The sequence below is a fragment of the Tardiphaga robiniae genome (assembly GCF_001618955.1).
Taxonomy (GTDB): domain Bacteria; phylum Pseudomonadota; class Alphaproteobacteria; order Rhizobiales; family Xanthobacteraceae; genus Tardiphaga; species Tardiphaga robiniae_A.
On the sequence record NZ_LVYV01000010.1, the window covers coordinates 1 to 23,708 of the forward strand.

Genomic DNA, 23,708 nt, shown 5'->3' on the forward strand with positions numbered 1-23,708 from the left:
CGGATCGAGCGCCCTTCGGCGTAAAGCTGGGCAATCCTGTAGCGGTCATCCAGCGACAGCTGGGCGTAGGTTCGGTCCATCGCAACACCCTAGTCTGGTGTTGCACTTCGTTTGAGAACTCAGCGGATCCATAACCACGATCGATAAAATAATAGCTCTGTCGCATCCATGGCGTTCCGATTTCTAACTCGGAGGCTATGGGTCCCCGCCCCGCGTGCGCCGAAGGCGCACTAGGCGGGGACGACAGCTACTGGCGTTGGAGCGCCGCTCACTCCGCTCTCGACAGCCGCATGCTGTCCAGCAAACGCAGGCCACCGCCGCTTTCACTCTTCAGCAGCTTCTTCACCGCGCTCGATGCCGCGATCTCGTAATGATCGGCATAGGCTTCGTGGTTCTTCTCGATATCGTCGAGGCGGTACAGATAGTTCACCATCAGGCTGGCGGACTCGCGCAGGCCTTTGGCTGAAGTGTCGCCGAGCCAGTCGATGCGCTCGAGCCGTGCGCCGTTGCCGAGATGGAAACGGGCGACGGAATCGATCGGGCCGCCGCGCGGGCTCTTGGCCTTCAGGAAGTAGTGCGCGGCAAGCTGCTCCATCACGGGCTTGAGCTGCGCCGTCAGCGCCGTGTCGTTGACCCATAGCGGATCGGCGAGCATGTCGACCAGCGCCTGATCCTCATTGGACAGGTTGAGGTCATCGGCCTTCTTGAGCCACTTCATGAAACCCGGCACCGGCGACAGCGTCACGAACGTATCGAGCTTCGGCAATTCGCGGCGCAGTTCCTCGACCACCTGCTTGATCAGGAAGTTGCCGAAGGAAATGCCGCCGAGGCCGCGCTGGCAGTTGGAGATCGAATAGAACACGGCGGTGCGTGCGCGCTCGATCGGCACCGGCTGGCGATCGACGGCGAGCAGCGGCGCGATGGCGCCCGGAATGGTTTCGGTGAGCGCGACCTCGACGAAAATCAGCGGTTCATCGACAAGGGCAGGGTGGAAGAATGCATAGCAGCGGCGATCCACGGGATCGATGCGGCGGCGCAGATCATCCCAGTCGTGGATCTCATGCACCGCTTCATATTTGATGACTTTTTCGAGCACGTTGGCGGGCGTGGACCAGTCGATCTTGCGCAGCACCAGAAATCCCCTGTTGAACCAGGATGCCAAGAGATGAACGACGTCGCGATCGACGGCGTTGAGGTCTTTGTTACCATTCTTCAGATCGAGAAGATCTTCACGCATCTTCACGAGTTCGCTGGTCGCATTCGGCGCGCGGTTCAGCCGGCGAAACAGTTCCTGCCGCTGCGGCTCGGATGCGAAATGCAATTCGCCCGAGACGTCGCCGGTCGGCTTGGCACGCCATGCCTCGATGGCCTTTTCAAGCTTGTCACGATCGGGACCGTAATTCTGTGCGAGGTTCTCAAAGAAGGTGAGGCGACCGGCCTCGTCGAGACTCTTGTAGCGATCGAGCACGCCGCGCGCGAGGACCGTGCCGGACGCTTCGCCGCGTCCGGACAATAGCTCCGTACAGAGTTCGATCAAATCCGATGCGTTCTGTTTGGGATCGACAGATGCGGGACCGAGCCGCAACAGAGTGCGTCCGCGTTCCGAGATGGATGCGAGGAGATCGGAGAAGAAGGAGTCATTGCTCATGGTGAATCAATTCCCGGGCTGGCAGTCCAACCAGTCTGCTTCAATATAGCCCATAGCGAGGCATATTGCGCGATCATTTGAAGCATGAAACAATTGTGCGTGGGGAGCGCTTCGGCAAGAGAATTGCATTCGTTTCTGACTGCGGCCGGATCGCTGAAAACAGAGGAATTCAGGATGAAGCGGATCGCATCGAAGCGTGGCGTTGTGGCGGCTCTGGCACTCGGAGCGTTGCTGAGCAGTGGCTCGGCATTTGCCCAACAAACCATCAAGGTTGGCTGGACCATCCCGGCCGAGGAATCCAAATACTGGATGATGAAGCGTCCGCAGGAATTCGCGGATCTCGGCAAGAAATACAATATCGAGTGGGTGCAGTTTCAGGGCACCGCGCCGATGACGCAGGCACTCGCGGCCGGCGCGCTGGATTGCGCGACGCAATCGGTGCTGGCACTGGCGCAAGGCGTGCAGAGCGGCAACCTCAAGGCTTCGATCGTTGCGCAGCACGTGTTCGAAAAGCCGGGCAGCTTTTCGGTTTATTGGGCGGTAAAGGACGACTCGCCGATCAAGACCATCGCCGACCTCAAGGGGAAGACGATGTCGATCAACACGCTGGGCTCCGGTATCTATGGCCCGATGGCGATCCTCTTGAAGCAGGCTGGCCTCGATCCGGCCAAGGACGTCAAGCTGGTTGAAGTCGGCTTCGCGCTCTCGGAAGAAGCGCTGCGTTCGGGCCGTGTCGATTCCGCCGTGATGAACCAGCCATTTGCCGCGCGCATGGAAGCCAAGGGCGGCACCCGCAAGCTGTTCTCGCTGTCGCAGCAGCAGGATGGCATCGTGCACATCCTCGAAGCCTGCCGTGCGGACTTCATCGAGAAGAATCCGGAACTGGCCAGGATGTATGTACGCGATCTGACGCTGGGCATGCAGAAGGCGCTCGCCAATCGCGACGAAACGCTGAAGGTCGTCAACGAAGTGATGAAAGCGCCGATCCCGGTGCTCGAAACATATCTGCTCAAGGACAACGATTTTGCGCGCGATCCGGGCGCCGCGCCGAACTTCGACGCGATCCAGAAGATGCTCGACACCTATGTCGAATCCGGAATGTTGCCGAAGAAGCTCGACGTTTCCGAGCTGAAGGGCAAGGTCGTCGCGCCGATCAAGTAACGGCGTCGCTCACTTACAAACAATGACACTCTCTCCGTCATGCCCGGCCTTGTGCCGGGCATCCACGTCTTGGCCACAAGGAAGGCGTGGATGGCCGGGACAAGCCCGGCCATGACGTGGAGAGAGCAGCGCTTGATCGCGATCGTTATTGTGAAGTTGTATCGTCCGACATGCCGCTGTCGATCAGGAGATCCAGCGCATATTTGATGGTTGCGCGTTCGTCGTCGCTGAAGCGCTTCAGCAACTCTGCCTCATGTTCGAGGGCTGCCTTCTGCACCGGCTTGACGCGCGCGCGGCCTTTTGCGGTCAGGTAGAGCGTGACGCGGCGCCGATCGTTCGAGGTGCTCTTGCGCTTGAGCAGATCGTCGCGCTCCATGCGGTCGAGCACTTTCGTCAGGCCCGGCTGCTTCATCAAAGCCATCGCGGCGAGTTCGCCGACCGACAGGCCCTCGACATCGGCGAGGCAGGCCAATACGCGCCATTCCGGCACCGTGAGGTCCCATTCTTTCAACCGCGCGTGAAACGAGCTGGAGACGTTGAAGCTGGCACGCGCCAGCAGATAGGACAGGTAGCTGCGCGCAAAACTGTTGCTGGCCAGGGCCGGCGCACGTGGCTGTGCCTTGTCGATGCGGCGGAGTTGTCCGGAGTGGAAGACGAGGGGGTCGTGATTGCGCTCGACGAAGTGCACGACTTCACCGACCAGGATCGTGTGGTCGCCGCCGGGATAGCGCGCCCAGGTCTTGCATTCGAAGATCGGTGCGAGGCCCTCGATCAGCGGTGCGCCGCTGATGCCCGGCGCATGGGCGATATCAGCAAACTTGTCGGAGCCGCGACGGCCGAAACGCATCGCGAGCTCGCCATGATCGGCGCCGAGAAAGTGAATGGCGAAGGCATCAGCCTCGACGAAGGGATCGTGGCTGGGCGAAGATTTCGCGACGCTCCACAGCACCAGCGGCGGATCGAGCGAGACCGACGAGAAGGAGTTCGCGGTCATGCCGACAGGATGATCGCCTGTCGTTGCGGTGACCACGGTGACGCCGGTCGGAAACTGGCCCAGCGCCTGACGAAACGTCGCGGGGTTGACCGCCTGCGCCTTGTCCACGAGCTTGTCATCCGCGACCTTGTCCTGCGCCGTCTTGTCAAACGCCATGGAATTCGCCGCTCCGCGACACCCGCGACTGCCCAAAATACAGCGCCGGATTGTCCTTCAAGATTAAAAATATTCCTTTTCATATAACATGACCGCGCCTATCATCCAACCATAATCGCTTTAAAACACGGAGAAACGGCATGCTGGCGGATCGCATCGAGGCGAAATGGATCGACGCATTCTGCGAGATCTTCGAACGCTGCGCGGTCAAGCCCGGTGACACTGCCGCCATCCTCTCCGAGACGCAATCGCGCGCGCTGAATGTGCACATTGCCGAATTGGCATTGCTCCGCATGGGCGCGCGGCCGTTCCATGTCGTGGTGCCGACGCCGCGTAACAAGCAGGTCGTGCCGATCCGCTCCACCGGCGCGTCAGAAGCGATCCAGCAGCTCGGGCCGGTTGTATCAGCGCTGCAGCAGGCCGGCTTCGTGGTGGACTGCACCATCGAAGGCCTGATGCATGCCAAGGAAACGCCGGAGATCCTGAAGGCCGGCGCGCGCATTCTCGTGATCTCCAACGAGCATCCGGAAGCGCTCGAGCGCATGGTGCCTGACTCGGCACTCGAGAAGCGCGTGCGCGCGGCGGCGAAGATGCTGCGCGGCACGAAGCACATGAAGGTGACGTCGAAGGCGGGCACTGATCTCGACGTCAACATGGAAGGCGCGGCCACCGTCGGCGTCTGGGGCTGGACAGACAAGCCGGGCACGCTGGCACATTGGCCGGGCGGCATCGTGGTGAGCTTTCCGAAGAGCAAGACCATCAACGGCACGGTGGTGATGGATGCAGGCGATATCAACCTGACCTTCAAGCGCTATCTGACCTCGCCGGTGAAGATGCTGTTCAAGGACGACTATCTCACCGAACTCACGGGCGAGGGCGCCGATGCCGAGATGATGAAGCGCTATCTCGCCGCCTGGGGCGATCGTGAAGCTTACGCCGTGTCGCATGTCGGCTGGGGCATGAACCCCAATGCGCGTTACGAGGCGCTGCAGATGTATGATCAACGCGACACCAACGGCACGGAGATCCGCGCCGTGGCCGGCAATTTCCTGTTCTCCACCGGCGCCAACGAATTCGCCGGCCGCTACACCGCGGGGCATTTCGATCTGCCGATCTTCAAGACCACAATCACACTGGATGGTGTGGCTGTGATCAAGGACGGCGAGTTGCAGGACGTGTTCGGCTGAGTCTGAATACGTCGCTCTAAGCTCCGCCCTCATGGTCGCCTAAACGCAATTGCGTTTAGGCTGGAGGAGCGCGTCAGTTGTCCAGCGCGCGATGATGCCCTAGTCGGCATGCGTGAAACGCAACAGGCTCCGGCTATCTGGCCAAGGGAGCTATCCCTTTTGCCGAGATCAAGCCGGCCTGAGGCAGCCGATAGCCCTTAACAATTGCATAGATCGCCGGGATCACAATCAACGTCAGCAGCGTCGACGAGATCATGCCGCCGATCATCGGCACCGCGATCCGCTGCATGATCTCCGAGCCCGTGCCGGTACTCCACATGATCGGCAGCAGGCCCGCCATGATGGCGACCACCGTCATCATCTTGGGACGGACGCGTTCGACCGCTCCCTCCATGATGGCGTCGTACAGGTCGTTGCGTGTCAGAGGCCGTCCTTCAATGTCCCGTCGCGCCTGGATCGCGGTCAATGCCTGATTCAAATAGATCAGCATCACCACGCCGGTCTCGGCGGCAACGCCGGCCAGCGCAATGAAACCGACGACGACTGCAACCGACAGATTGAAACCGAGCCACCACATCAGCCAAAGGCCGCCGACCAGCGCGAACGGCAGCGACAGCATGACGATCATCGTTTCGGTGATCGACCGGAAGTTCAGGTACAGCAGCAGGAAGATGATCAACAGCGTCACCGGCACGACGATCTTCAGGCGCGCCGTCGCACGTTCGAGATATTCGTACTGGCCGCTCCACGTCACGTAGTAGCCGGGCGGAAATTGAATGCTCGCCTGGACGGCGCGCTGCGCGTCGGCCACGTAGCCGCCGAGGTCGCGGTCACGGATGTCGACATAGATGTAGGTGGCCAACTGTCCGTTCTCGGTCCGGATCGATGTCGGTCCTCTCGCCAGCGCAATCCTGGCCACTTCGCCGAGCGGGACTGCGCCACCTCCGGGCATCGGCACCAGCACGTCGCTGGCGATGGCCTGCGGGCTGTCTCTGAGGTCGCGGGGGTACCGCATGTTGACGGTGAAGCGTTGCCGGCCTTCCACGGTCGTCGTTACCGTCTGGCCGCCGAGAGCGGTTCCGATCACGTCCTGGACGTCTTGGATCATGATGCCGTAGCGCGCCAATGCCTCTCGATCCGGTGTCACATCGAGGTAGTAGCCGCCGATGCCGCGCTCGGCATAGGCGGACGACGTCCCTGGAACGGTTTTCAGAACCTGCTCGATCTGCTTGGCAAGCCGGTCGATCTCGACGAGGTCGGTGCCGATCACCTTTACGCCGATGGGCGTGCGGATGCCTGTCGACAGCATGTCGATGCGGGCCTTGATCGGCATCGTCCAGGCATTCGACACGCCCGGAAACTGCAGCGCCTTGTCCATCTCGGCAATCAGTCCATCGACCGTGAGACCGGATCGCCACTCTTCCTTCGGCTTGAGGTTAATGATTGTCTCGAACATTTCGGAGGGCGCCGGATCAGTAGCCGTGGCAGCGCGCCCCGCCTTGCCGTAGACCGAAGCCACCTCCGGAAACGACCGAATGATCCTGTCCTGTGTCTGCAGGAGTTCTCCGGCCTTGGTGACAGAGATGCCCGGCAGCGTCGTCGGCATATACATGAGCGTGCCCTCGTTGAGGCTGGGCATGAACTCGGTCCCGAGCTGACGGGCCGGCCAGACGCTCGCCGCGAGAACGGCGACTGCGAGCAGGACGACCAGCGTCTTCGCGCGCATCACAACGGTGATGACAGGCCGGTAGACCCAGATCAGAAAGCGGTTGATCGGATTCTTGTGTTCCGGAACGATCCGGCCGCGAACGAAGATGATCATCAGGGCCGGGACCAGCGTCACCGACAGGATGGCGGCGGCTGCCATCGCAAACGTCTTGGTGAACGCCAGAGGGCTGAACAGACGCCCTTCCTGGGATTCCAGCGTGAAGATCGGCATGAACGACACGGTGATGATCAACAGGCTGAAGAACAGTGCCGGGCCTACCTCGGAGGCTGCCTCGATCAGGACTTCGACACGTGATTTGCCGGGATCCGCGCGTTCGAGATGTTTGTGGGCGTTCTCGATCATGACGATAGCGGCATCGACCATGGCGCCGATGGCGATCGCGATGCCGCCGAGACTCATGATGTTGGAGCCAAGACCGAGCAGCTTCATGGCGCCGAACGCCATCAGCACGCCGACCGGCAGCATCAGGATCGCAACCAGGGCACTACGGACGTGCAGCAGGAAGACGATGCAGACGAGCGCGACGACAACGCTTTCCTCCAGCAATGTGTGCTTGAGCGTGGCGATGGCGGCGTTGATCAGATTCGAGCGGTCGTAAACCGGAACGATCTCGACGGACTTCGGCAGACTGCTGGCGATCTCCTTGAAGCGCTTCTTGACGTTCTCGATCACGTCGAGCGCATTGACGCCGAAGCGTTGTAACACGATGCCGCTGGCGACTTCGCCTTCGCCGTTCAGTTCGGTAATGCCGCGCCGCTCGTCGGGGCCCAGTTCGACGCGCGCGACGTCGCGCAGCAGGACCGGCGTGCCGTTGTTCGTCTTGAGCACGACATTGCCGAGGTCGTTGATCGACTTCAGATAGCCCTTGCCGCGGATGACATATTCGAATTCGGACAGCTCCACCGTGCGACCGCCGACATCGGCGTTGCTGGCGCGGATAGCGTCCCGCATCTTCTGCATGGTGATGCCGAGGTCGCGCATCCGAAGTGGATCGAGAACGACGTTATATTGCTTGACGAAGCCACCGACGCTGGCGACTTCGGCGACGCCTTCGGCTTTGGCGAGCGCAAACTTCAGATTCCAGTCCTGGATCGCCCGTGTGTCGGCAAGGTTCAGTTCCCTGGACATGATCGCGTATTGGTAGACCCAGCCGACGCCGGTGGCGTCGGGCCCCATCGTCGGCGTAACGCCGGCGGGCAGGCGGGACGTGGCTCCGTTCAGGAATTCGAGAACGCGCGACCGGGCCCAGTAGATGTCGGTCCCGTCTTCGAAGATGACATAGACGAACGACACGCCGAAGAACGAGAACCCGCGCACCACTTTCGACTTCGGCACCGTGAGCATTGCCGTCGTCAACGGATAGGTGACCTGATCCTCGATCACCTGCGGCGCCTGGCCGGGGTACTCGGTATAGACGATAACCTGCGTGTCGGAGAGATCCGGGATGGCGTCGAGCGGCAGATGCGCCAGCGCGTAGATGCCAGCGGCTGCGGCGAACCCTGTGCCGAACAACACCAGCAGCAGATTGCGCGCCGACCATGCGATGATGCGGGCGATCATTGTGGGCTCCTCGCGTCGGAAAAGCCCTTCAGCGCGGCCTTCAGATTGCTTTCTGCATCGATCAGGAAATTGGCCGAAATGACGACAGGTTCGCCGTCCGCGACTCCCTCGCGGATTTCGACATAGCCGCCGCCGCGACGGCCGAGTTCGACGCCGCGCGGTTCGAGGCGGCCCTGTCCTTTGTCAATGAACACCGATTGCCGGGTGCCGGTGTCGATCACAGCGCTCTCCGGGACGGACACGACCGGATCCGGACTCCCGGTCTCGATCGAAGCGTCGATATACATGTCCGGTAGCAGAGCGAGATCGGCGTTTGTGAGTTCGATACGGACGCGTGTCGTCCGGGTCTCGCGATTGACCTGCGGGTAGATCACGTTGATCTTGCCTGCAAACGGCCTGCCGGAAAGGCTACGCGTCCGGACGTTCACCGGCTGTCCGACGGCGATCGCTCCAAGATCGCGCTCCGCGACATCGACCATCGCCCAGACGAGCGACGTGTCGGCGATACGAAAGAGGATGTCGCCGGGTTGCGCCCGCATCCCTTCGATGGCGTTGCGCTCAAGAACGATGCCATCCCGCGGTGCGGCCCATGCAATGGAGATCGGGACGATGCGGCTCTTTTCGATTTCGGCAATCACCGTTTCCGGAACCTCGAGATTCATGATCCGTTGACGGGACCCTCGCCCATACAGTCCATCGCCGCCCGTCGTCTTCGACGTGATAGTGGCGACGTATTCCGCTGCGGCGGACGAGATTGCGGGGCTGTAGATGTCCATCAAGGGCTGCCCGCTGCGGACCTTCGTGCCGGTGGTGACATCGGCAACCTTCTGCACCCAGCTTTCCGCGCGCATCGAGATCACGGAGATGCGCCGCTCGTCGAGCTGGATCGTGCCGGGTGCGCGGATCGTCGTCCGGATCACGCGCTTGGTGGCTGGCTCGGACTTCACGCCCGTGCGCTGTATCTTGCCCGGAGAGAGCTTGACTGATCCATCGTCGGAATCGTCGCCGTCGAAGACCGGGATGTAATCCATCCCCATGGAGTCCTTCTTCGGCGTCGGCGACGTGTCCGGCAGCCCCATCGGATTGCGGTAATACTTGATCTTGCGGCTCGTGTCGGTGCCAGCCGACGTTGGCTCTGACATCGGCATGGTCTCTGTGAGGTCTTCGAAGCTGACGTCGGCTCCGGCGGGCACGGCGCGGTAGTCACGACCTGACGCCGTTTTCTTCGGCGTCAGCGAGTAAGCCGGCTTTCCGTCCGGATCTTGATAGTAGATTGGCGCGCCGGCTTGCTGTGCGTCGGCGGGGGTGACTAAGGCGAAGGCGCGCGCGGTTGGTCGCTGCGCGATGATGAATCCGCCTCCGGCCGCCGCGATGAACGCGGCGGCCGTGCCAGCTAGAACGACGCGGTTCATTTCTGCGCCGTGATGACGAGCTTGTTCTCGACGGAGCCGGTTTCTCCCTGCACCTTGGCGCCGAGAGAAAGCTGCCAGCGACCGGCCATTCCGAAGGTGGCCTTGAACTTGTAGGTGCCGGGCTCGGCCCCCGATACTGGCGTGACCTTGGTGGCCATCTCCTGCATACCGTCAGGAGCCATGTCGAGACGGGTTGCAAAAATAACGGCATCCGGCACGGGCTTGCCGGTCTTGGTGTTCATCAAGCGGACGGTGATGATCTTGTCGGGGCCGGCCTGAACGGACTGATCGACGAGCTCGAACGTGTAGTCCTTGATGTCAGCCAGTGCAGCCGTGCTTGCGCTGCCCAAAGCGACAGCGATCAACGCAGCCCGGAAGGCGCGCGGGGAGTTAGACGTCTTCATGGTTTGGTATCCTCGATTGAATCTGATGTGCCGCGAACGGCATGCGTCATCCGCGCGCCAGGAGGCACGCGGCAGCGACGGCGCTCAGCGCCGCTCAGATCGAAGTGCGAGGAGGGTGGTCTGGAGGGGGACGGTTGACGCCATCGGTAAGCGCGTCATTCAGCACCGAGTGGTACGTTCGGACGGCGTGGCGAACCGTCATGGGTGGTGTTACGGAGGGGCCCGCCTGGGCGGTCTTCAACACGCAAATCGCGAGAAGTGGACAGTCCTGGCAATCCTTACTCTTCTGTTCGGATGGGCAGCAGGGCATGTCTCCAGACATCGCCGACATGTCGGTCATCGTGGCCGACGGCCCGTTGGCAGCCGCCGGAGTCACCACTGGCGCCACCGAGAGGCCGATGGTCACGAAGATCGCCAGAAAGAGTTTCAGCAGCCGACGAAGATCCATATTCGACCATCTCACGGCCACCACAGCGTGGGAAGCCCGGACACAATCACAAATTCGCAATCCCTATGGGAACTACGTCCTTGGCTTCTCCGGCCCGTCATAGGCAATGCCGCGGATCACGGCGGCGCTGCCGAACTTCTTCCTGAGGTCGTCGATCGCCCGTTCGGCATGCGACGAGCGGCGGTCGAGCATGTTGTCGTCGCCGGCCTCGTTGCCGGGCTTGAGCGCGCTGACGCCGGTGCCGATCAGGCGAAAGGCCGTGCCGTCGATTTCCTTCGCCAGCATCTCGCGACTGATATCGAAGATGCGCGCGGCCATCTGCGTCGGCGACTGGATCGACTGCGAGCGGGTGCGCTGGCGGAAATCTGCGGTCTTGAGTTTCAGCGTCACCGTTGTGCCGGACAATTCGCTGCTCTTGAGACGCGATGAAACCTTCTCCGACAATCGCCACAGGATCTTTTCCAGCGTGGCGTAGTCGCGGATGTCCTCATTGAACGTCGTCTCGTTCGAAATCGTTTTGGCGCCGCGATCGGCGACGACGAGGCGATCGTCGATGCCGCGTGCCAGGCGCCACAGCCTGCGGCCTTCGCCGCCGAACTGTTTCATCAGGTCGGTCTCGTCGGCGCGCTGCAGATCGCTGATCTTGCGAAAGCCGCGCTGCGAGAGTTTCTCCGCGGTCGCGGGGCCGACGCCGAAGATGAAGCTGACGGGCCTGTCGGCCAGCATGGCCACAGCGTCTTCCTGATCGAGCGTGGCGAAGCCGCGGGGCTTGTCGAGATCGCTGGCAATCTTGGCGAGAAACTTGTTCACCGACAGACCGACCGAGACAGTGATGCCGACAGTTCGCTCGATATCGGCGGCGAATTTCGCCAGCACCTTGGCCGGGATCATGCCGTGGACGCGCTGCGTGCCTGAGAGATCGAGAAAGGCTTCGTCGATCGATAGCGGCTCGACCAGCGGCGTCAGCGCCTGCATGGCGTGGCGGACCTCGCGGCCGACGCGGACATATTTCGCCATGTCAGGCCGCACCACGACGGCGTCGGGGCAGAGATCGAGCGCCTTGAACATCGGCATCGCCGAGCGCACGCCATAGGTGCGCGCGATGTAGCAGGCGGCGGACACCACGCCACGCTTGCCGCCGCCGATGATGACGGGCCGATCGACGATGTCGGGATTGTCGCGCTTCTCGACGGTCGCGTAGAACGCATCGCAGTCGATATGCGCCAGCGTCAGGGACGGCAGCGCGTGGTGTCGCACGAGGCGCGGCGACCCGCATGACGTGCAGCGCTTGACGCGTGCATCCAGATCGACAAGGCAATCCCGGCAGAAGCAGCGCGGTCCGCTCAGCTCTGCCGGAGAGGGGCTCACGTAAATTCCTGCCCGCGCGGATCGAGCGCCTGCCGCGCGGCGGCGATGGTGGTGGGATCCAGTTGCGACGACGCCGAAAACGCTTTCACGGTCTCGTCGTCGCGCAGCACGAAATCGAGCACGCTGACGAGGAACTGTGGATCCTTTGCAGCCGAGCGGAGAGTCTCCGGACCGATTCCGCTCTCGGACAGGAACAGGCCCAGCCGCTCGGGGTCGCCGGCAACGAAGGAAAGCGCCTGAATCGCAACGATTTCAGCGACTTCGCTGGGGTGGCGCTGGGGCTTTTTCATCACGCGTGTTTGCCTTTCCGTAACTTATCGTCTCTATTTTAAATCATCATGCCCGAGTCACCGGGGCGATTCCAGTTGGTGGGATGCGCACGGTACATGGGCACTTCGGCGCGGTGGCCGAAGTGAATTTGGAAGTTCGCTTCGAACATCACATTGGCCGGTGACGCAGGGCAATCATGCTCCGCGAAACAAGAACGCTCGGGTTCTGGATTGGAGGGCGGGATGGCAAAAACCGTCCTGATCGTGGAGGACAACGAGCTCAACATGAAGCTCTTCCGTGACCTGCTGGAAGCCCATGGCTATCAGACTGTCGGCACGAGCAATGGCTATGAAGCGCTCGATCTTGTCCGCTCGCTCCGCCCCGATCTCATCCTCATGGATATTCAGCTACCGCAGGTCTCCGGTCTCGAAGTAACCGGATGGATCAAGAAGGATCCTGCGATCAGCATGATCCCCGTCGTCGCCGTCACAGCCTTCGCCATGAAGGGCGACGAAGAACGTATCCGCGAAGGCGGCTGCGAAGCCTATTTGTCAAAGCCCATTTCGGTCGGAAAATTTATCGAAACCGTGCGTCGGTTCATCGGTTAGGGAGTTCCCTATGTCAGCGCGTATTCTTGTCGTCGATGACATCCCCGCCAACGTGAAGCTTCTGGAAGCCCGTCTCTCGGCGGAATACTTCGACGTCATCACCGCGTCCAACGGCGCACAGGCGCTGGAAATCTGCGCGCGTTCCGAATGCGACCTGATCCTGCTCGACGTGATGATGCCCGACATGGACGGCTTCGAGGTCTGTCGTCGCCTGAAAGCCAATCCGAAGACGCATTTCATTCCGGTGGTCATGGTCACCGCGCTGGATTCGCCGTCGGATCGCGTGCGCGGTCTGGAAGCCGGCGCCGATGACTTCCTCACCAAACCTGTTGCCGATGCCGTGCTGGTGGCGCGCGTACGCTCGCTGACACGTCTGAAGATGATGACCGATGAGCTGCGCATGCGCGCCATCACCTCGCTGGAAATCGGCGTGCAGGCACCTGAGCGCAGCGCCGTGTCTGATCTGGGGGTGGGCGGCCGCATCCTGCTGGTCGACGATCGTCCGTCATCGTATGAGCGGCTGGCGCCCGTCCTGTCGGCCGAACACACCGTCGATGTCGAACCCAATCCAACCGAGGCGCTGTTTCATGCCGCCGAGGGCAATTACGATCTGCTCATTGTCTCGCTGAGCCTGGAGAATTACGACGGATTGCGGCTGTGCAGCCAGGCGCGTTCGCTGGAGCGCACGCGGCAGATTCCGATTCTCGCGATTGCCGATGCCGACAACAATCCGCGGCTGCTGCGCGGTCTTGAGATCGGCGTCAACGACTACCTGATGCGCCCGGTGGACAAGAATGAGCTGCTGGCCCGCGCCCGCACGCAGGTGCGCCGTCGCCGTTACACCGATCATCTGCGCGACAACGTTCAGCACTCCATCGAAGCCGCGATCACCGACGGTCTGACCGGACTGCACAACCGCCGCTACATGGAAAGCCATCTGGAAACGCTGGCAGAGCAGGCGGCCACCCGCGGCAAGCCGCTCGCGCTGATGATGCTCGACATCGACTTCTTCAAGTCGATCAATGACAATCATGGCCATGATTGCGGTGACGACGTGCTGCGCGAATTCGCCGTGCGCATTCGCAAGTCGATCCGTGGCATCGATCTGGCCTGTCGCTACGGCGGCGAGGAATTCGTCATCGTCATGCCCGAGACAGATATGCACGTCGCCAGCATGGTGGCCGAGCGTCTGCGTCGTTCGATCGCCGGCGAACCGTTCTCCATCGACAAGGGCAACAAGCGCATCGAGGTCACGATCTCGATCGGGTTGTCGACGCTGGAGAAGAAGGGCGAGCCCGTCGCCGCCGTGCTCAAGCGCGCCGACGTGGCGCTGTATCGCGCCAAGCACGACGGCCGCAACCGCGTGGTTGCGGCGGCCGCTTAAGCCACGATCAAAGACGCGTTCGCGCCGACGGTTGCGACCATCGCGACGGCGGCGAGATTGGGCGTGATCCCGTATCGAAGGTCTGTGTGACCTGCCGGGCCGCGCAGTAAGCGGGCCGCGTCATGCGTGCGCGCAGATAGGCGTCGGCTTCTTTCGTCGGCAATTCCTTATCGATCACGAGTTTGTCGAGCGCGCAGGCGAGGGCATCCGCGCCGGGCTTGGTGCCGGTGGCGTCGCAGGTCCAGCCGGAGAGGAACACGGCCCTGGTATCGAAGCGCGAGCTGAAGGCGAGGCACTGTTTCCAGCGGCCATCGGTCTCGACGCGCGTTTCGACGGCATGGACAGGGCCGTAGCGGGTTTCCAGATCGAAGTGCGTGGAGAGCGTCTGGAAGCGCATGTTGCGCAAAAGCTTTGTTTCGCGCGGTTCGAAAGTCGGTCGCGTCTGGAGGCCGCCCGGGGGCGGGAATGCGATCGCCACGGTGAGATCGATCCCGCGATGATCCAGTGCCCCGTATTGCATGACCTCAACACGGCCAAGCAGTCCGCTGGTGATGATGTCGGAGCTGACGGGTAACCGTGTGAAGCTGCCGTCAGTGATCCTGAAAGCTGGCTTGTCCTGGACCACCTGGACGCGATTGCCCCAGAGCCAGATCACCCCGAAGGCGATGAGCCCGAACACAATCATTCCGAAAAAATAGAATGCGTAGCGGACGAAGACGCCTGCCAGAGACACCGCAGACGTGAATTGGCCAGCCGTCGTGTCTGAATCGCGGAAAGACAAGGGTTGCTCCCGATGCAAATCAATTGCGTCGAATGATACCGACTTGTCGCACGAAATGACGTGAATACCGTTTCAATCGCAGGCTTCATGCCCGCCATAGTTGTGGCAGGGTAAACGTGGCGCTGCGCGGATCGCTAAAATTGAAACGATTGAGCTGGGCTTCTTACTTAAACTCCCCCCGCAAAAGAGCGAGGAGAGGTTAAAAGAAAACGGGACCCGAAAGGGCCCCGTTCAAAATCCGTCAGCAGCTGTGTTCAGCGCTTACTTGATCTTGGCTTCCTTGAATTCAACGTGCTTGCGCGCGACCGGGTCGTACTTCTTCTTGACCATCTTGTCGGTCATGGTGCGCGAATTCTTCTTGGCGGTGTAGTAGAAGCCGGTGTCCGCGGTGGAAACGAGCTTGACCTTGATGGTGACCGCTTTGGCCATGGCAGAACCTCTGAATGTCGGGAATCGGGTGACAGCCAGAGAACTGGCCGTGTTGGGGCGCAACCTAGCCCCGAACGCCCCAAAGTCAAGGTTTTCTGGGTGGAAAAACCACTCCAATTCAGGCTGGTATCCCGGAAAGAGCCGGTTTTCAGGCTACGGCTGGCCTGAATCTCCGGTCAATCGACATCAGAGCGTCTTGTAGAAAAAGCTGGCCCCATCCCGGGTGCTATTGTCCGGGTTGGTGGCGTAGCCGGGAACTTCGCCGAATTTGGTCCAGCCGAGCCTGGCGTAGAGCCGTTCACCGGCGCCGCCTGTGGCGGTATCCAGTGTCAGCAGCGTATGGCCGATCCGCTGCGCTTCATGTTCCGCCGCCAACAGCAGCGCGGCGCCCAGTCCCTGACATCGCGCACGGCGGTGCACCAGCATCTTGGCAATGTCCGCGCGGAAGGCCTGATTCTCCTGTGGCGCCGGGATCAATTGCACGGTCCCGTCGATGCGATCCCCGGCCTCTGCCGTAAAGATCAACCGCTCGCCGCGCGCGTGGCTGGCGAGTGTGCCGTCCCACCACGCCTCGGCTTTCGCGCGCATCATAGGCCAGACAAAATTGACCGAAGCGCCGCCTTCGACCGAGTCGACGAGAAGGTCGATCAGGCCATCGCGCCTGGTCCATGCCTCGTGCGGCGTGAGGAGATGGATGGCATGCGCACTCATGGAATTTTCCGAGATAGGGATCGCAGTACAACAGGCGGGAGCAGTAGCTGATGCGATCCCTCGCAGCGGAGTCAAGTTGCAGAGGGAAAGAACCGGTTTTCGGGCCGTGGGAGCCCCAGATTCTCTCTGAGCGTCTTGCCTTCATACTCGGTGCGGAAAATACCCCGCCGCTGCAGTTCCGGGATGACCCTGCCGACGAACTCGTTCAGCCCCTCCGGCAGGTAGGGGAACATGATGTTGAAGCCGTCCGAGGCTTCGGTTTCCAGCCACTCCTGCATCTGGTCGGCGATGGTCTGGGGCGTGCCGACGAAAGCCGAGCCGCCATAGCCGCCGAGCCGTTGGGCAAGCTGGCGCACGGTCAGGTTCTCGCGTTTCGCGAGGGCGATCACGCGCTCGCGGCCGCTCTTGCTGGCATTGGTCTCCGGGATCTCGGGCAGGGGACCATCGGGATCGAAGCCGGAAGCATCGGTGCCGAGATTGATCGAAAGCGAGGCGATGGCATTGGCGTAATGCACCTTGCTGTCGAGCAAAGCGCGTTTCTCTTTGGCTTCCTCGACGCTGTCGCCGACCACCACGAAGGCGCCGGGCAGGATCTTGAGATGATCGCGGTTGCGGCCGAGCTTCTCCATGCGGCCCTTGATGTCCGCATAGAGCTTCTGCGCATCGCTGATCGCCCCGCCGCCGGTGAACACCGCTTCTGCGGTTTCGGCGGCAAGCTGCTTACCGTCTTCGGATGCGCCGGCCTGCACGATCACCGGCCAGCCCTGCACGGGCCTGGCAATGTTCAGTGGGCCGCGTACCGAGAGATGTGGGCCCTTATGATCGAGCACATGCATCTTCTCAGGGTCCATGAAGATGCCGCTCTCGACGTCGCGAACGAAGGCGTCATCAGCGAAGGAATCCCACAGGCCGGTGACCACGTCATAGAATTCACGCGCGCGCTTGTAGCGCTCGGCATGCTCCATGTGATCGTCGAGACCGAAGTTGAGCGCGGCATCGGGATTCGATGTGGTGACGATATTCCAGCCGGCGCGTCCGCCCGAGATGTGATCCAGCGAGGCGAAGCGGCGGGCGACGTGATAGGGCGCGTCAAAGGTGGTGGAGCCGGTGGCGACGAGGCCGATGTTTTCGGTGACGGCGGCGAGCGCGGACAGCAGCGTGAACGGCTCGAACGATGTCACCGTGTGGCTGCGCTTCAGCGCCTCGACCGGCATGTTCAGCACTGCGAGATGATCGGCCATGAAGAAGGCGTCGAACTTGCCGGCCTCGAGCTTGCGGATCATCTGTTTGAGGAAGGGAAAGTTGAAGTTGGCGTCAGGCTGAGCGCCGGGATAGCGCCATGCGCCGGTATGGATGCTGATCGGGCGCATGAAGGCCCCGAGCTTCAACTGACGCTTCGCCATCTGGAATTCCCCGTGATGCTGGTCGGGAACAGATAGGGACGCCGACGCGCGCAGGTAGATGCTGCTCACGAGAAGATTATTGCGATTTGTGGATTATCTGCAGAACCTCATCCTGAGGAGCGGCGTCTTCGCCGCGTCTCGAAGGATGGAGGCCGGCGCTCATGGTTTGAGACGGCGCTGAAGTAGCGCCTCCTCACCATGAGGACGGAGCTCACACCCGCTTCGGATTCAGCGTTGGGTCCATCGCGAATTGCGTTTCCAGGTAGTCGATCATGGCGCGGGTCTTCTGCGGCACGAAGCGGCGCGAGGGATAGACCGCGCTGATCGGCACCGGTTTCGGTTCGAAGGCTTCGAGCAACACTATGAGACGACCGGTCTCGATCTCATCCCTGAAATGCCAGATCGGCACAAACCCGATACCGAGGCCGGACATCACGGCTTCGCGAATGCCTTCCGAACTCTGGGTGCGCACCGGTCCCGTGGCTTCGATAGCGATCGGGCCGTCCGGACTTTCGAAGCGCCAGGTCACGCCGCCGGTGAAGCGCGTATAGGGGATGCAATCATGCCCGATGAGATCGTTCGGATGCGTAGGCAGCGTCTTGCCGCGCAGATAGGACGGCGACGCCACCAGGATGCGGCGTGTCACGCCGATCTTCCTGGCGATCAGGTTCGGGTCGGTCACGACGCCGGAGCGGATCGCGAGATCGATGCCGTCCTCCACGAGGTCGCTGAAGCCGTCACTCATCACAAGGTCGACACTGACGTCGGGGTAGCGCGCCAGAAAACCCTTGAGATACGGGATCACCCGCAGCCGTCCGAACACCACCGGGAGGGCCAGTTGCAACGTGCCTGATGGTCTGGCCCGGCGGCGTCCCACGGCGCCCTCAGCCTCGGCAACGGCTTCCAGCGCCAGTTTGGCGCGCTCATAGAAGCCGCGGCCGTCGTCCGTCAGCGTCAGCTTGCGGGTGGTGCGGGTGAACAGGCGGGTGCCGAGATGATCTTCCAGCGTCGCGATCTGCCGGCTGACTGTCGGCTGGCTGGAATTCTGCTCCTCGGCGACGCGGCTGAACGAGCCGGCTTCGACGACCCGGATGAAGGCTTGGAAGAGCGCAACGGTATCGGTCATTCATTCAAAATACGGATAAATAATATCCGATCAAGCCCATACCCACTCTATTGTGGATAGAACATGTTCTCCGGGTCGGACGGCGATGGCGCCGCCCCCCCACATCACATGGAGAGCATCATGACCCGCAAACTCGAAGGTAAGATCGCAGTCGTCACCGGTGGCAGCGCCGGCATTGGCCTGGCCGCCGCCCAGCGTTTCGTCGACGAGGGCGCTAGTGTCTTCATCACCGGTCGCCGCCAGGCCGAACTCGACTCCGCCGTGAAGCAGCTCGGACCGAAGGCCGTCGGCGTGCAGGCGGACGCTGCCAAGCTCGCCGATCTCGCGCATCTGTTCGGCACGGTGAAGGCGGCCAAGGGCAAGATCGACGTGCTGTTCGCCAATGCCGGCATCTTCGAGGCGACGCCGTTTGGCGGCATTCGCGAGGACGACTACGACCGGATGTTCGATATCAATGTGAAGGGCCTGCTGTTCACGGTGCAGGAAGCGCTGCCGCTATTGAGTGATGGTGCGTCGGTGGTCCTGACGGGCTCGGTGGTCGGCATCAAGGGCTTCCAGGCCTCGACGGTCTACAGCGCGACCAAGGCGGCTGTGCGCTCCTTTGCGCGCTCGCTGACGGCGGATCTGAAGGATCGCAAGATCCGGGTCAATGTCGTGAGCCCCGGACCGATCGCGACGCCCGGTCTGGATGCCTATGCCGATGGCGAGACGCAGAAGTACCTCGCGGGTCTCGTGCCGCTGGCACGCCTCGGCAGCGCCGACGAAATCGCCAAGGCGGTGCTGTTCCTGGCATCAGACGACTCCAGCTTCGTCGCCGGTGCAGAATTGTTCGTCGACGGTGGCCTCGCTCAGATCTGATGATGGGCTTGGCAGAGCAGGAAGGCGCCGCGGATGCGGCGTCTTCTCGTGTCAGAAACTGTGCATGTGTGCGCTGGCACGATACTCGCTCGCCATCAGCTCTTCGTTTTCAGCAACCTGAATCCACGAGATGGCGAGTTGTAGCAATGCGCGAACTTTGCGCGGGTCAGCTTCCACGCTGGCGCGCTGGCTGAGTGCCGACGCCTTGCGACGATATTCCAATGACGCGCGCGTAAATGTCGAAGGCTCGGCCTCCGACGTCCAGTTCATCTGTCCCATAACTGGGAATTCCTGTGAGCGAGAAAGTGGTAGCTATTACTGCGTTGCACCAACTATCCCGCTAAGGAAACAGCTAAAATAAGCCGAACAATCGTGATCGGATTATCTGATTTTCTCAGGCATCGCCCGGCAGCATGTCGAGTTGCATCTTACCGCTGTACCAATGGAAGAACGGCAGTGGCGCGTCGTGACGCAACGGGCCGGTGGCGAGACGCTGCTGCAATTGATTAAGCACGTTCTTCGTCATTGCGTGCGCGTCGGCGAGATGAGCGGAGCCGAGTTCGACCCAGACCAGTTCCACCAGTTCGGCATCGGCATGCACGACGCCCTCGACGCGATGCGCGATCGACGATGCGTCAGCTGTGAAGAAACGCGTATCGAAGCGCTTGATACGGCCGGGTGGTGTGATGGCGCGCGCAATCAGAAACAGGCCCGAGGGATCGGGCAGGAGACCTGCATCGCTAAAAGCTTCCCATACGCCGGGGAGCTTCCTGGTCGCGCCATCGACCTTGCGGCCGAGGCAGAGGCCGGTTTCTTCGCAGGCTTCGCGGATAGCTGCGACAGCGAGCGAACGCGCGCGCGACGGCGGCGTCTTCGGGCTGCCTTTCATCAGGTTGGCTTCAAGCTCCGGCGGCAAAGGTGCAGCCACCGGAATCTTGTTGTCGGTCGTGTCGACACTGCCGCCGGGGAAGACGAACTTGCCGGGCATGAACACGACCTTGTCGTGACGCTTGCCGACAAGCACTTTCGGAATCGGGCCGGAGCGATCGACCAGCATCAGGGTCGCAGCGTCGCGCGGACGCTTATAGGGATGGTGGTCGGCTTCCTTGCCGATCTCGACTGCGTCGCTCATTCCGTCTCCTGAAATTCTTCTTATTACGTGCTGTTCAAGGGGACGGAGAACGTATCAGTCAGCCGGGCCGTCGCCAAATCCGTGCATGCGGAATGCCCACTGCAATCCCACCACGGCGCCCTTGACCGGCTGCAGCAGCAACAACGATGCAATCAGCGTGATCGGCAGGTAGATCGCAAGTTGCAGCGCGACCGATGGCGAATAGTTGGTCTCGATCCACAATGCGATTGGCACGACGATGTGACCGACGATGACGATCACGAGATAGGCGGGAAGATCATCGGCGCGGTGTGCAGAGAAATCCTGTCCGCACTTGTCGCAGTGATCTGCGGTTTTCAGGAAGGCGCGAAACATCTTGCCTTCGCCGCAGTTCGGGCAACGGCAGGTGAAGCCGCGCTTCATCGCGGTCCACACATTGCGTTTGGCGGAGGAATCCAGCGTCGCGCTCCAGATCTTCGGTGTGGTCAATGTCATCATGACGTTACCCCTTTTTCGGCTTGCCGGGGTTACCACCGGAGCGAGCCTTGTCAGCTTTGGCCGCCTGCCGCGCATTGCGACCGGGCTTGGCCTTCTTGGGCGCCTTCTGCTTCTTCGACGATTTGAACGTCGTCGCACCAGAAGGCTTGGCACCCGGATGACGCGGCCGGTCTGCAGCGTCATTGCTGCGGGCATGTTCGCGTCGGCGGTTCCGTGGGGCGGTACTGCCCTCGGAGAGCATTTCGAACCGCAAGGCACCTGCGACGGGTGCTGCTTCGACCAGACGGACATCGACGACGTCGCCCAACCGGTGCATGGCACCACTGCGTGTACCGACGAGGGCGTGGCGAGCTTCGTCATAGTTGAAGTATTCGGTGCCCAACGTGCGGATCGGGATCAGGCCATCGGCGCCGGTCTCGGTCAATCGGACAAAGAGTCCAGCCCTGGTGACACCGGAAATCCGGCCCTGGAAGCTCATGCCGATCTTGTCGGCCAAGAAGTGCGCAATCAGCCGGTCGGACGTCTCGCGCTCGGCCTTCATGGCCCGGCGTTCGGTGGCCGAAATCTGCGCCGAGATTTCGCTCAGCGTTTCCACGGTTTCGGTCTCAGGTAGCGCGCCTTCGCCGAGGCCGAGCGCGCGGATCAGTGCGCGATGCACGATCAGATCTGCGTATCGCCTGATAGGTGAGGTAAAATGCGCGTAGCGGCGCAGGTTCAGACCGAAATGTCCGTAATTCTCGGCGGCATATTCCGCCTGGGCTTGCGAGCGCAAAACCACTTCATTCACCAGCGGTTCGGAATCCTGACCTTTGACCTGCGACAGCACCCGGTTGAATACCGATGGCCGCAGTGCGCCCGCTTTGGCGAACGGCATGTCGAGGGTCTTGAGGAATTCCTGCAGGTTGTGAACCTTCTCCACCGAGGGCTCATCATGTACCCGATAGATAAGCGGCAGACCCTTCTTTTCAAGCGTTTCAGCTGCGGCGACGTTGGCCAGGATCATGAACTCTTCGATGAGCTTATGGGCGTCGAGTCGCTCCGGTACGATGACGCGATCGACGGTACCGTCCTTCTTGAGCAGAATCTTGCGCTCGGGGATATCGAGGTCGAGCGGATCGCGTTCGTCGCGCGCGAGCTTTACCTGCGCATAGGCCGCATAGAGCGGCTTCAGGATCGGTTCGAGCAGGGGGCCGGTAGTATCGTCGGGATGGCCATCGATGGCGGCTTGCGCCTGTGCGTAATTCAGCTTGGCCGCCGAGCGCATCAGGATGCGATGGAACGTATGTGACTTCTTGCGGCCATCGACTGATATCACCATGCGTACGGCAAGGGCGCCGCGCGGCTCGCCCGGCACCAGCGAACACAGGTCATTGGAGATGCGCTCCGGCAGCATCGGTACGACGCGGTCGGGGAAATAGACGGAGTTGCCGCGGATCAGTGCGTCGCGATCCAGCGCAGAGCCGGGACGCACATAGAAGGCGACATCGGCGATGGCGACGCTGACAATGTATCCGCCTGCATTGTTCGGATCGGAATCGATCTCCGCGTAAACGGCGTCGTCGTGATCTTTCGCATCCGACGGATCGATGGTGACCAGCGGCACGTCGCGCCAGTCTTCACGCCCCTGCAATGTCGCAGGCTGCGCGGCTTCCGCTTCCTTCAGCGCATCGCGGGAGAACGCCTGCGGGATATCGTGGGAATGGATCGCGATCAGGCTGACCGCTTTCTCGGAGGAGAGCGAACCGAGCCGTTCCTTCACCTTGCCGGAGCCGAGGCCGTAGCCGCGCGTGCGAATGAGATCGACACTGACGAGATCGCCGTCCTCGGCGCCGTTGGCGTCTGACGCAGCGATGTTGAGTTCGCGCCCGGCCTGCTTCTTGTCGACCGGGATCAATCGTCCGCCGCCATTCGGCAGCGCGCGATAGATGCCGAGCAGGCGCGTGCGGGCACCTTCGAGCACACGCACGATGCGGCCCTGATAGCTGGCTAACTCGCCATCGTTCTCGATCTTCTCGATGCGCAACAATGCGCGGTCACCGACACCTGCCGCGGTGCCGGGCAGGGGACGGCGCGGCGTGTGAATGCGAATTTTTGGTACGACGCCGTCTGCCTCGTCCCATTCGACGGGCGTGGCGATCAACTCGCCATCGGCATCACGCGAGGTGATGTCGACCAGCACTGTCGGCGGCAGCGCTGCGGGCTCGCGCACGCTGCGGCCTTTCTTGGCGATGGCGCCTTCGTCGGCGAGTTCGCGCAGCATGCGCTTGAGTTCGACACGGGCGGCGTTCTTCAGTCCGAATTCACGCGCGATCTCGCGGGTGCCGATCTTGCCGGGATACGCGCGAACAAACGCGACGATGGCATCCCTGGTTGGAAAGCTGCTGTCGCGTTTCTTGCTCACAATTATCCGTTCTATAGCGTTTTCGAGCGAAGTGGTTTCCGGTTCGCGTCAAGAAAACGCG

At 61.7% G+C, this 23,708-nt stretch carries 21 protein-coding genes; 5 read left to right on the plus strand and 16 right to left on the minus strand.

Features of this window, described 5'->3' with window-relative positions; genetic code table 11:
- Nucleotides 1-268 precede the first annotated feature (268 nt).
- Entirely contained in the window at nucleotides 269-1,648 is a 1,380-nt protein-coding gene (locus A4A58_RS12285) for a malonyl-CoA decarboxylase (RefSeq protein ID WP_068732361.1), read from the minus strand.
- A 174-nt stretch (nucleotides 1,649-1,822) separates the two neighbouring features.
- Between A4A58_RS12285 and A4A58_RS12290 the strand changes: the two genes are divergently transcribed.
- Nucleotides 1,823-2,809 (plus strand): ABC transporter substrate-binding protein, encoded by a 987-nt coding sequence (locus A4A58_RS12290; protein WP_068732554.1) that lies wholly within the window; start codon nucleotides 1,823-1,825, stop codon nucleotides 2,807-2,809.
- 145 nt (nucleotides 2,810-2,954) lie between these two features.
- Here the strand turns inward: A4A58_RS12290 and A4A58_RS12295 are convergent, their stop codons facing one another.
- Nucleotides 2,955-3,959: a flavin reductase gene (locus A4A58_RS12295; protein WP_068732363.1), complete on the minus strand. Its 1,005-nt coding sequence runs from the start codon at nucleotides 3,957-3,959 to the stop codon at nucleotides 2,955-2,957.
- A gap of 140 nt (nucleotides 3,960-4,099) precedes the next feature.
- Here A4A58_RS12295 and A4A58_RS12300 point away from each other — a divergent pair, with 140 nt between their 5' ends.
- Entirely contained in the window at nucleotides 4,100-5,146 is a 1,047-nt protein-coding gene (locus A4A58_RS12300; RefSeq protein ID WP_068732365.1) for a peptidase M29, read from the plus strand.
- A 133-nt stretch (nucleotides 5,147-5,279) separates the two neighbouring features.
- Here A4A58_RS12300 and A4A58_RS12305 read toward each other — a convergent pair whose 3' ends face one another.
- The 5 genes from A4A58_RS12305 to A4A58_RS12330 form a co-directional block, all read right to left on the minus strand.
- The gene (locus tag A4A58_RS12305) at nucleotides 5,280-8,435 is read right to left on the minus strand and encodes an efflux RND transporter permease subunit (RefSeq protein ID WP_068732367.1); all 3,156 of its coding nucleotides are present in this window, start codon (nucleotides 8,433-8,435) and stop codon (nucleotides 5,280-5,282) included.
- The gene (locus A4A58_RS12310; RefSeq protein WP_068732369.1) at nucleotides 8,432-9,847 is read right to left on the minus strand and encodes an efflux RND transporter periplasmic adaptor subunit; all 1,416 of its coding nucleotides are present in this window, start codon (nucleotides 9,845-9,847) and stop codon (nucleotides 8,432-8,434) included. Before A4A58_RS12310 ends, A4A58_RS12305 begins: the two co-directional genes overlap by 4 nt.
- Nucleotides 9,844-10,251 (minus strand): FixH family protein, encoded by a 408-nt coding sequence (locus A4A58_RS12315; RefSeq protein ID WP_068732371.1) that lies wholly within the window; start codon nucleotides 10,249-10,251, stop codon nucleotides 9,844-9,846. The genes A4A58_RS12310 and A4A58_RS12315 overlap by 4 nt, the downstream gene beginning before the upstream one ends.
- Before the next feature lie 520 nt (nucleotides 10,252-10,771).
- Entirely contained in the window at nucleotides 10,772-12,067 is a 1,296-nt protein-coding gene (locus A4A58_RS12325; RefSeq protein WP_086937043.1) for a DNA polymerase IV, read from the minus strand.
- Complete coding sequence (locus A4A58_RS12330) at nucleotides 12,064-12,357, minus strand: DUF3572 domain-containing protein (RefSeq protein ID WP_068732377.1); 294 nt, start codon at nucleotides 12,355-12,357, stop codon at nucleotides 12,064-12,066. The genes A4A58_RS12325 and A4A58_RS12330 overlap by 4 nt, the downstream gene beginning before the upstream one ends.
- 222 nt (nucleotides 12,358-12,579) lie before the next feature.
- Here A4A58_RS12330 and A4A58_RS12335 point away from each other — a divergent pair, with 222 nt between their 5' ends.
- Together A4A58_RS12335 and A4A58_RS12340 are read left to right on the plus strand one after the other, a co-directional pair.
- A complete protein-coding gene (locus A4A58_RS12335) occupies nucleotides 12,580-12,945 on the plus strand; it encodes a response regulator (protein ID WP_068732379.1) in 366 nt (121 codons plus the stop codon).
- Nucleotides 12,946-12,955: 10 nt separating this feature from the next.
- Entirely contained in the window at nucleotides 12,956-14,329 is a 1,374-nt protein-coding gene (locus A4A58_RS12340; protein ID WP_068732381.1) for a PleD family two-component system response regulator, read from the plus strand.
- A 7-nt stretch (nucleotides 14,330-14,336) separates the two neighbouring features.
- Here the strand turns inward: A4A58_RS12340 and A4A58_RS12345 are convergent, their stop codons facing one another.
- From A4A58_RS12345 to A4A58_RS12365, 5 genes are all read right to left on the minus strand, one after another.
- Nucleotides 14,337-15,014, minus strand: a complete 678-nt coding sequence (locus tag A4A58_RS12345) for a hypothetical protein (protein WP_204378177.1) — start codon at nucleotides 15,012-15,014, stop codon at nucleotides 14,337-14,339.
- A gap of 357 nt (nucleotides 15,015-15,371) precedes the next feature.
- Nucleotides 15,372-15,539 (minus strand): 50S ribosomal protein L33, encoded by a 168-nt coding sequence (rpmG, locus tag A4A58_RS12350; RefSeq protein WP_068732385.1) that lies wholly within the window; start codon nucleotides 15,537-15,539, stop codon nucleotides 15,372-15,374.
- Nucleotides 15,540-15,725: 186 nt separating this feature from the next.
- Entirely contained in the window at nucleotides 15,726-16,250 is a 525-nt protein-coding gene (locus tag A4A58_RS12355) for a GNAT family N-acetyltransferase (protein WP_068732387.1), read from the minus strand.
- A gap of 71 nt (nucleotides 16,251-16,321) precedes the next feature.
- A complete protein-coding gene (locus A4A58_RS12360; RefSeq protein ID WP_068732389.1) occupies nucleotides 16,322-17,653 on the minus strand; it encodes an LLM class flavin-dependent oxidoreductase in 1,332 nt (443 codons plus the stop codon).
- 211 nt (nucleotides 17,654-17,864) lie between these two features.
- The gene (locus A4A58_RS12365; RefSeq protein ID WP_068732391.1) at nucleotides 17,865-18,779 is read right to left on the minus strand and encodes a LysR family transcriptional regulator; all 915 of its coding nucleotides are present in this window, start codon (nucleotides 18,777-18,779) and stop codon (nucleotides 17,865-17,867) included.
- Between the two features lie 120 nt (nucleotides 18,780-18,899).
- On the opposite strand from A4A58_RS12365, the gene A4A58_RS12370 reads away from it, so the two are divergent.
- A complete protein-coding gene (locus A4A58_RS12370; protein WP_068732556.1) occupies nucleotides 18,900-19,637 on the plus strand; it encodes a glucose 1-dehydrogenase in 738 nt (245 codons plus the stop codon).
- Nucleotides 19,638-19,688: 51 nt separating this feature from the next.
- Here A4A58_RS12370 and A4A58_RS12375 read toward each other — a convergent pair whose 3' ends face one another.
- The 4 genes from A4A58_RS12375 to rnr all read right to left on the minus strand — a co-directional run bounded on the left by A4A58_RS12375 (nucleotide 19,689) and on the right by rnr (nucleotide 23,647).
- The gene (locus tag A4A58_RS12375) at nucleotides 19,689-19,916 is read right to left on the minus strand and encodes a hypothetical protein (RefSeq protein WP_068732393.1); all 228 of its coding nucleotides are present in this window, start codon (nucleotides 19,914-19,916) and stop codon (nucleotides 19,689-19,691) included.
- A gap of 115 nt (nucleotides 19,917-20,031) precedes the next feature.
- Nucleotides 20,032-20,769 (minus strand): NUDIX hydrolase, encoded by a 738-nt coding sequence (locus A4A58_RS12380; RefSeq protein WP_068732395.1) that lies wholly within the window; start codon nucleotides 20,767-20,769, stop codon nucleotides 20,032-20,034.
- A 54-nt stretch (nucleotides 20,770-20,823) separates the two neighbouring features.
- Complete coding sequence (locus tag A4A58_RS12385) at nucleotides 20,824-21,246, minus strand: DUF983 domain-containing protein (protein ID WP_068732397.1); 423 nt, start codon at nucleotides 21,244-21,246, stop codon at nucleotides 20,824-20,826.
- 4 nt (nucleotides 21,247-21,250) lie between these two features.
- Nucleotides 21,251-23,647: a ribonuclease R gene (gene rnr, locus A4A58_RS12390; protein WP_068732399.1), complete on the minus strand. Its 2,397-nt coding sequence runs from the start codon at nucleotides 23,645-23,647 to the stop codon at nucleotides 21,251-21,253.
- Nucleotides 23,648-23,708: the final 61 nt, after the last annotated feature.

Coding starts and splice junctions, on each gene's coding strand:
- A4A58_RS12360 (WP_068732389.1), bottom strand. CDS start 17,653: ATGGCGAAGCGTCAGTTGAAGCTCGGGGCCTTCATGCGCCCGATCAGC.
- A4A58_RS12305 (WP_068732367.1), bottom strand. CDS start 8,435: ATGATCGCCCGCATCATCGCATGGTCGGCGCGCAATCTGCTGCTGGTG.
- A4A58_RS12370 (WP_068732556.1), top strand. CDS start 18,900: ATGACCCGCAAACTCGAAGGTAAGATCGCAGTCGTCACCGGTGGCAGC.
- A4A58_RS12355 (WP_068732387.1), bottom strand. CDS start 16,250: ATGAGTGCGCATGCCATCCATCTCCTCACGCCGCACGAGGCATGGACC.
- A4A58_RS12285 (WP_068732361.1), bottom strand. CDS start 1,648: ATGAGCAATGACTCCTTCTTCTCCGATCTCCTCGCATCCATCTCGGAA.
- A4A58_RS12365 (WP_068732391.1), bottom strand. CDS start 18,779: ATGACCGATACCGTTGCGCTCTTCCAAGCCTTCATCCGGGTCGTCGAA.
- A4A58_RS12345 (WP_204378177.1), bottom strand. CDS start 15,014: ATGATTGTGTTCGGGCTCATCGCCTTCGGGGTGATCTGGCTCTGGGGC.
- A4A58_RS12375 (WP_068732393.1), bottom strand. CDS start 19,916: ATGGGACAGATGAACTGGACGTCGGAGGCCGAGCCTTCGACATTTACG.
- A4A58_RS12315 (WP_068732371.1), bottom strand. CDS start 10,251: ATGAAGACGTCTAACTCCCCGCGCGCCTTCCGGGCTGCGTTGATCGCT.
- rpmG (WP_068732385.1), bottom strand. CDS start 15,539: ATGGCCAAAGCGGTCACCATCAAGGTCAAGCTCGTTTCCACCGCGGAC.
- A4A58_RS12290 (WP_068732554.1), top strand. CDS start 1,823: ATGAAGCGGATCGCATCGAAGCGTGGCGTTGTGGCGGCTCTGGCACTC.
- A4A58_RS12380 (WP_068732395.1), bottom strand. CDS start 20,769: ATGAGCGACGCAGTCGAGATCGGCAAGGAAGCCGACCACCATCCCTAT.
- A4A58_RS12340 (WP_068732381.1), top strand. CDS start 12,956: ATGTCAGCGCGTATTCTTGTCGTCGATGACATCCCCGCCAACGTGAAG.
- A4A58_RS12310 (WP_068732369.1), bottom strand. CDS start 9,847: ATGAACCGCGTCGTTCTAGCTGGCACGGCCGCCGCGTTCATCGCGGCG.
- A4A58_RS12335 (WP_068732379.1), top strand. CDS start 12,580: ATGGCAAAAACCGTCCTGATCGTGGAGGACAACGAGCTCAACATGAAG.
- A4A58_RS12330 (WP_068732377.1), bottom strand. CDS start 12,357: ATGAAAAAGCCCCAGCGCCACCCCAGCGAAGTCGCTGAAATCGTTGCG.
- A4A58_RS12385 (WP_068732397.1), bottom strand. CDS start 21,246: ATGATGACATTGACCACACCGAAGATCTGGAGCGCGACGCTGGATTCC.
- A4A58_RS12300 (WP_068732365.1), top strand. CDS start 4,100: ATGCTGGCGGATCGCATCGAGGCGAAATGGATCGACGCATTCTGCGAG.
- A4A58_RS12295 (WP_068732363.1), bottom strand. CDS start 3,959: ATGGCGTTTGACAAGACGGCGCAGGACAAGGTCGCGGATGACAAGCTC.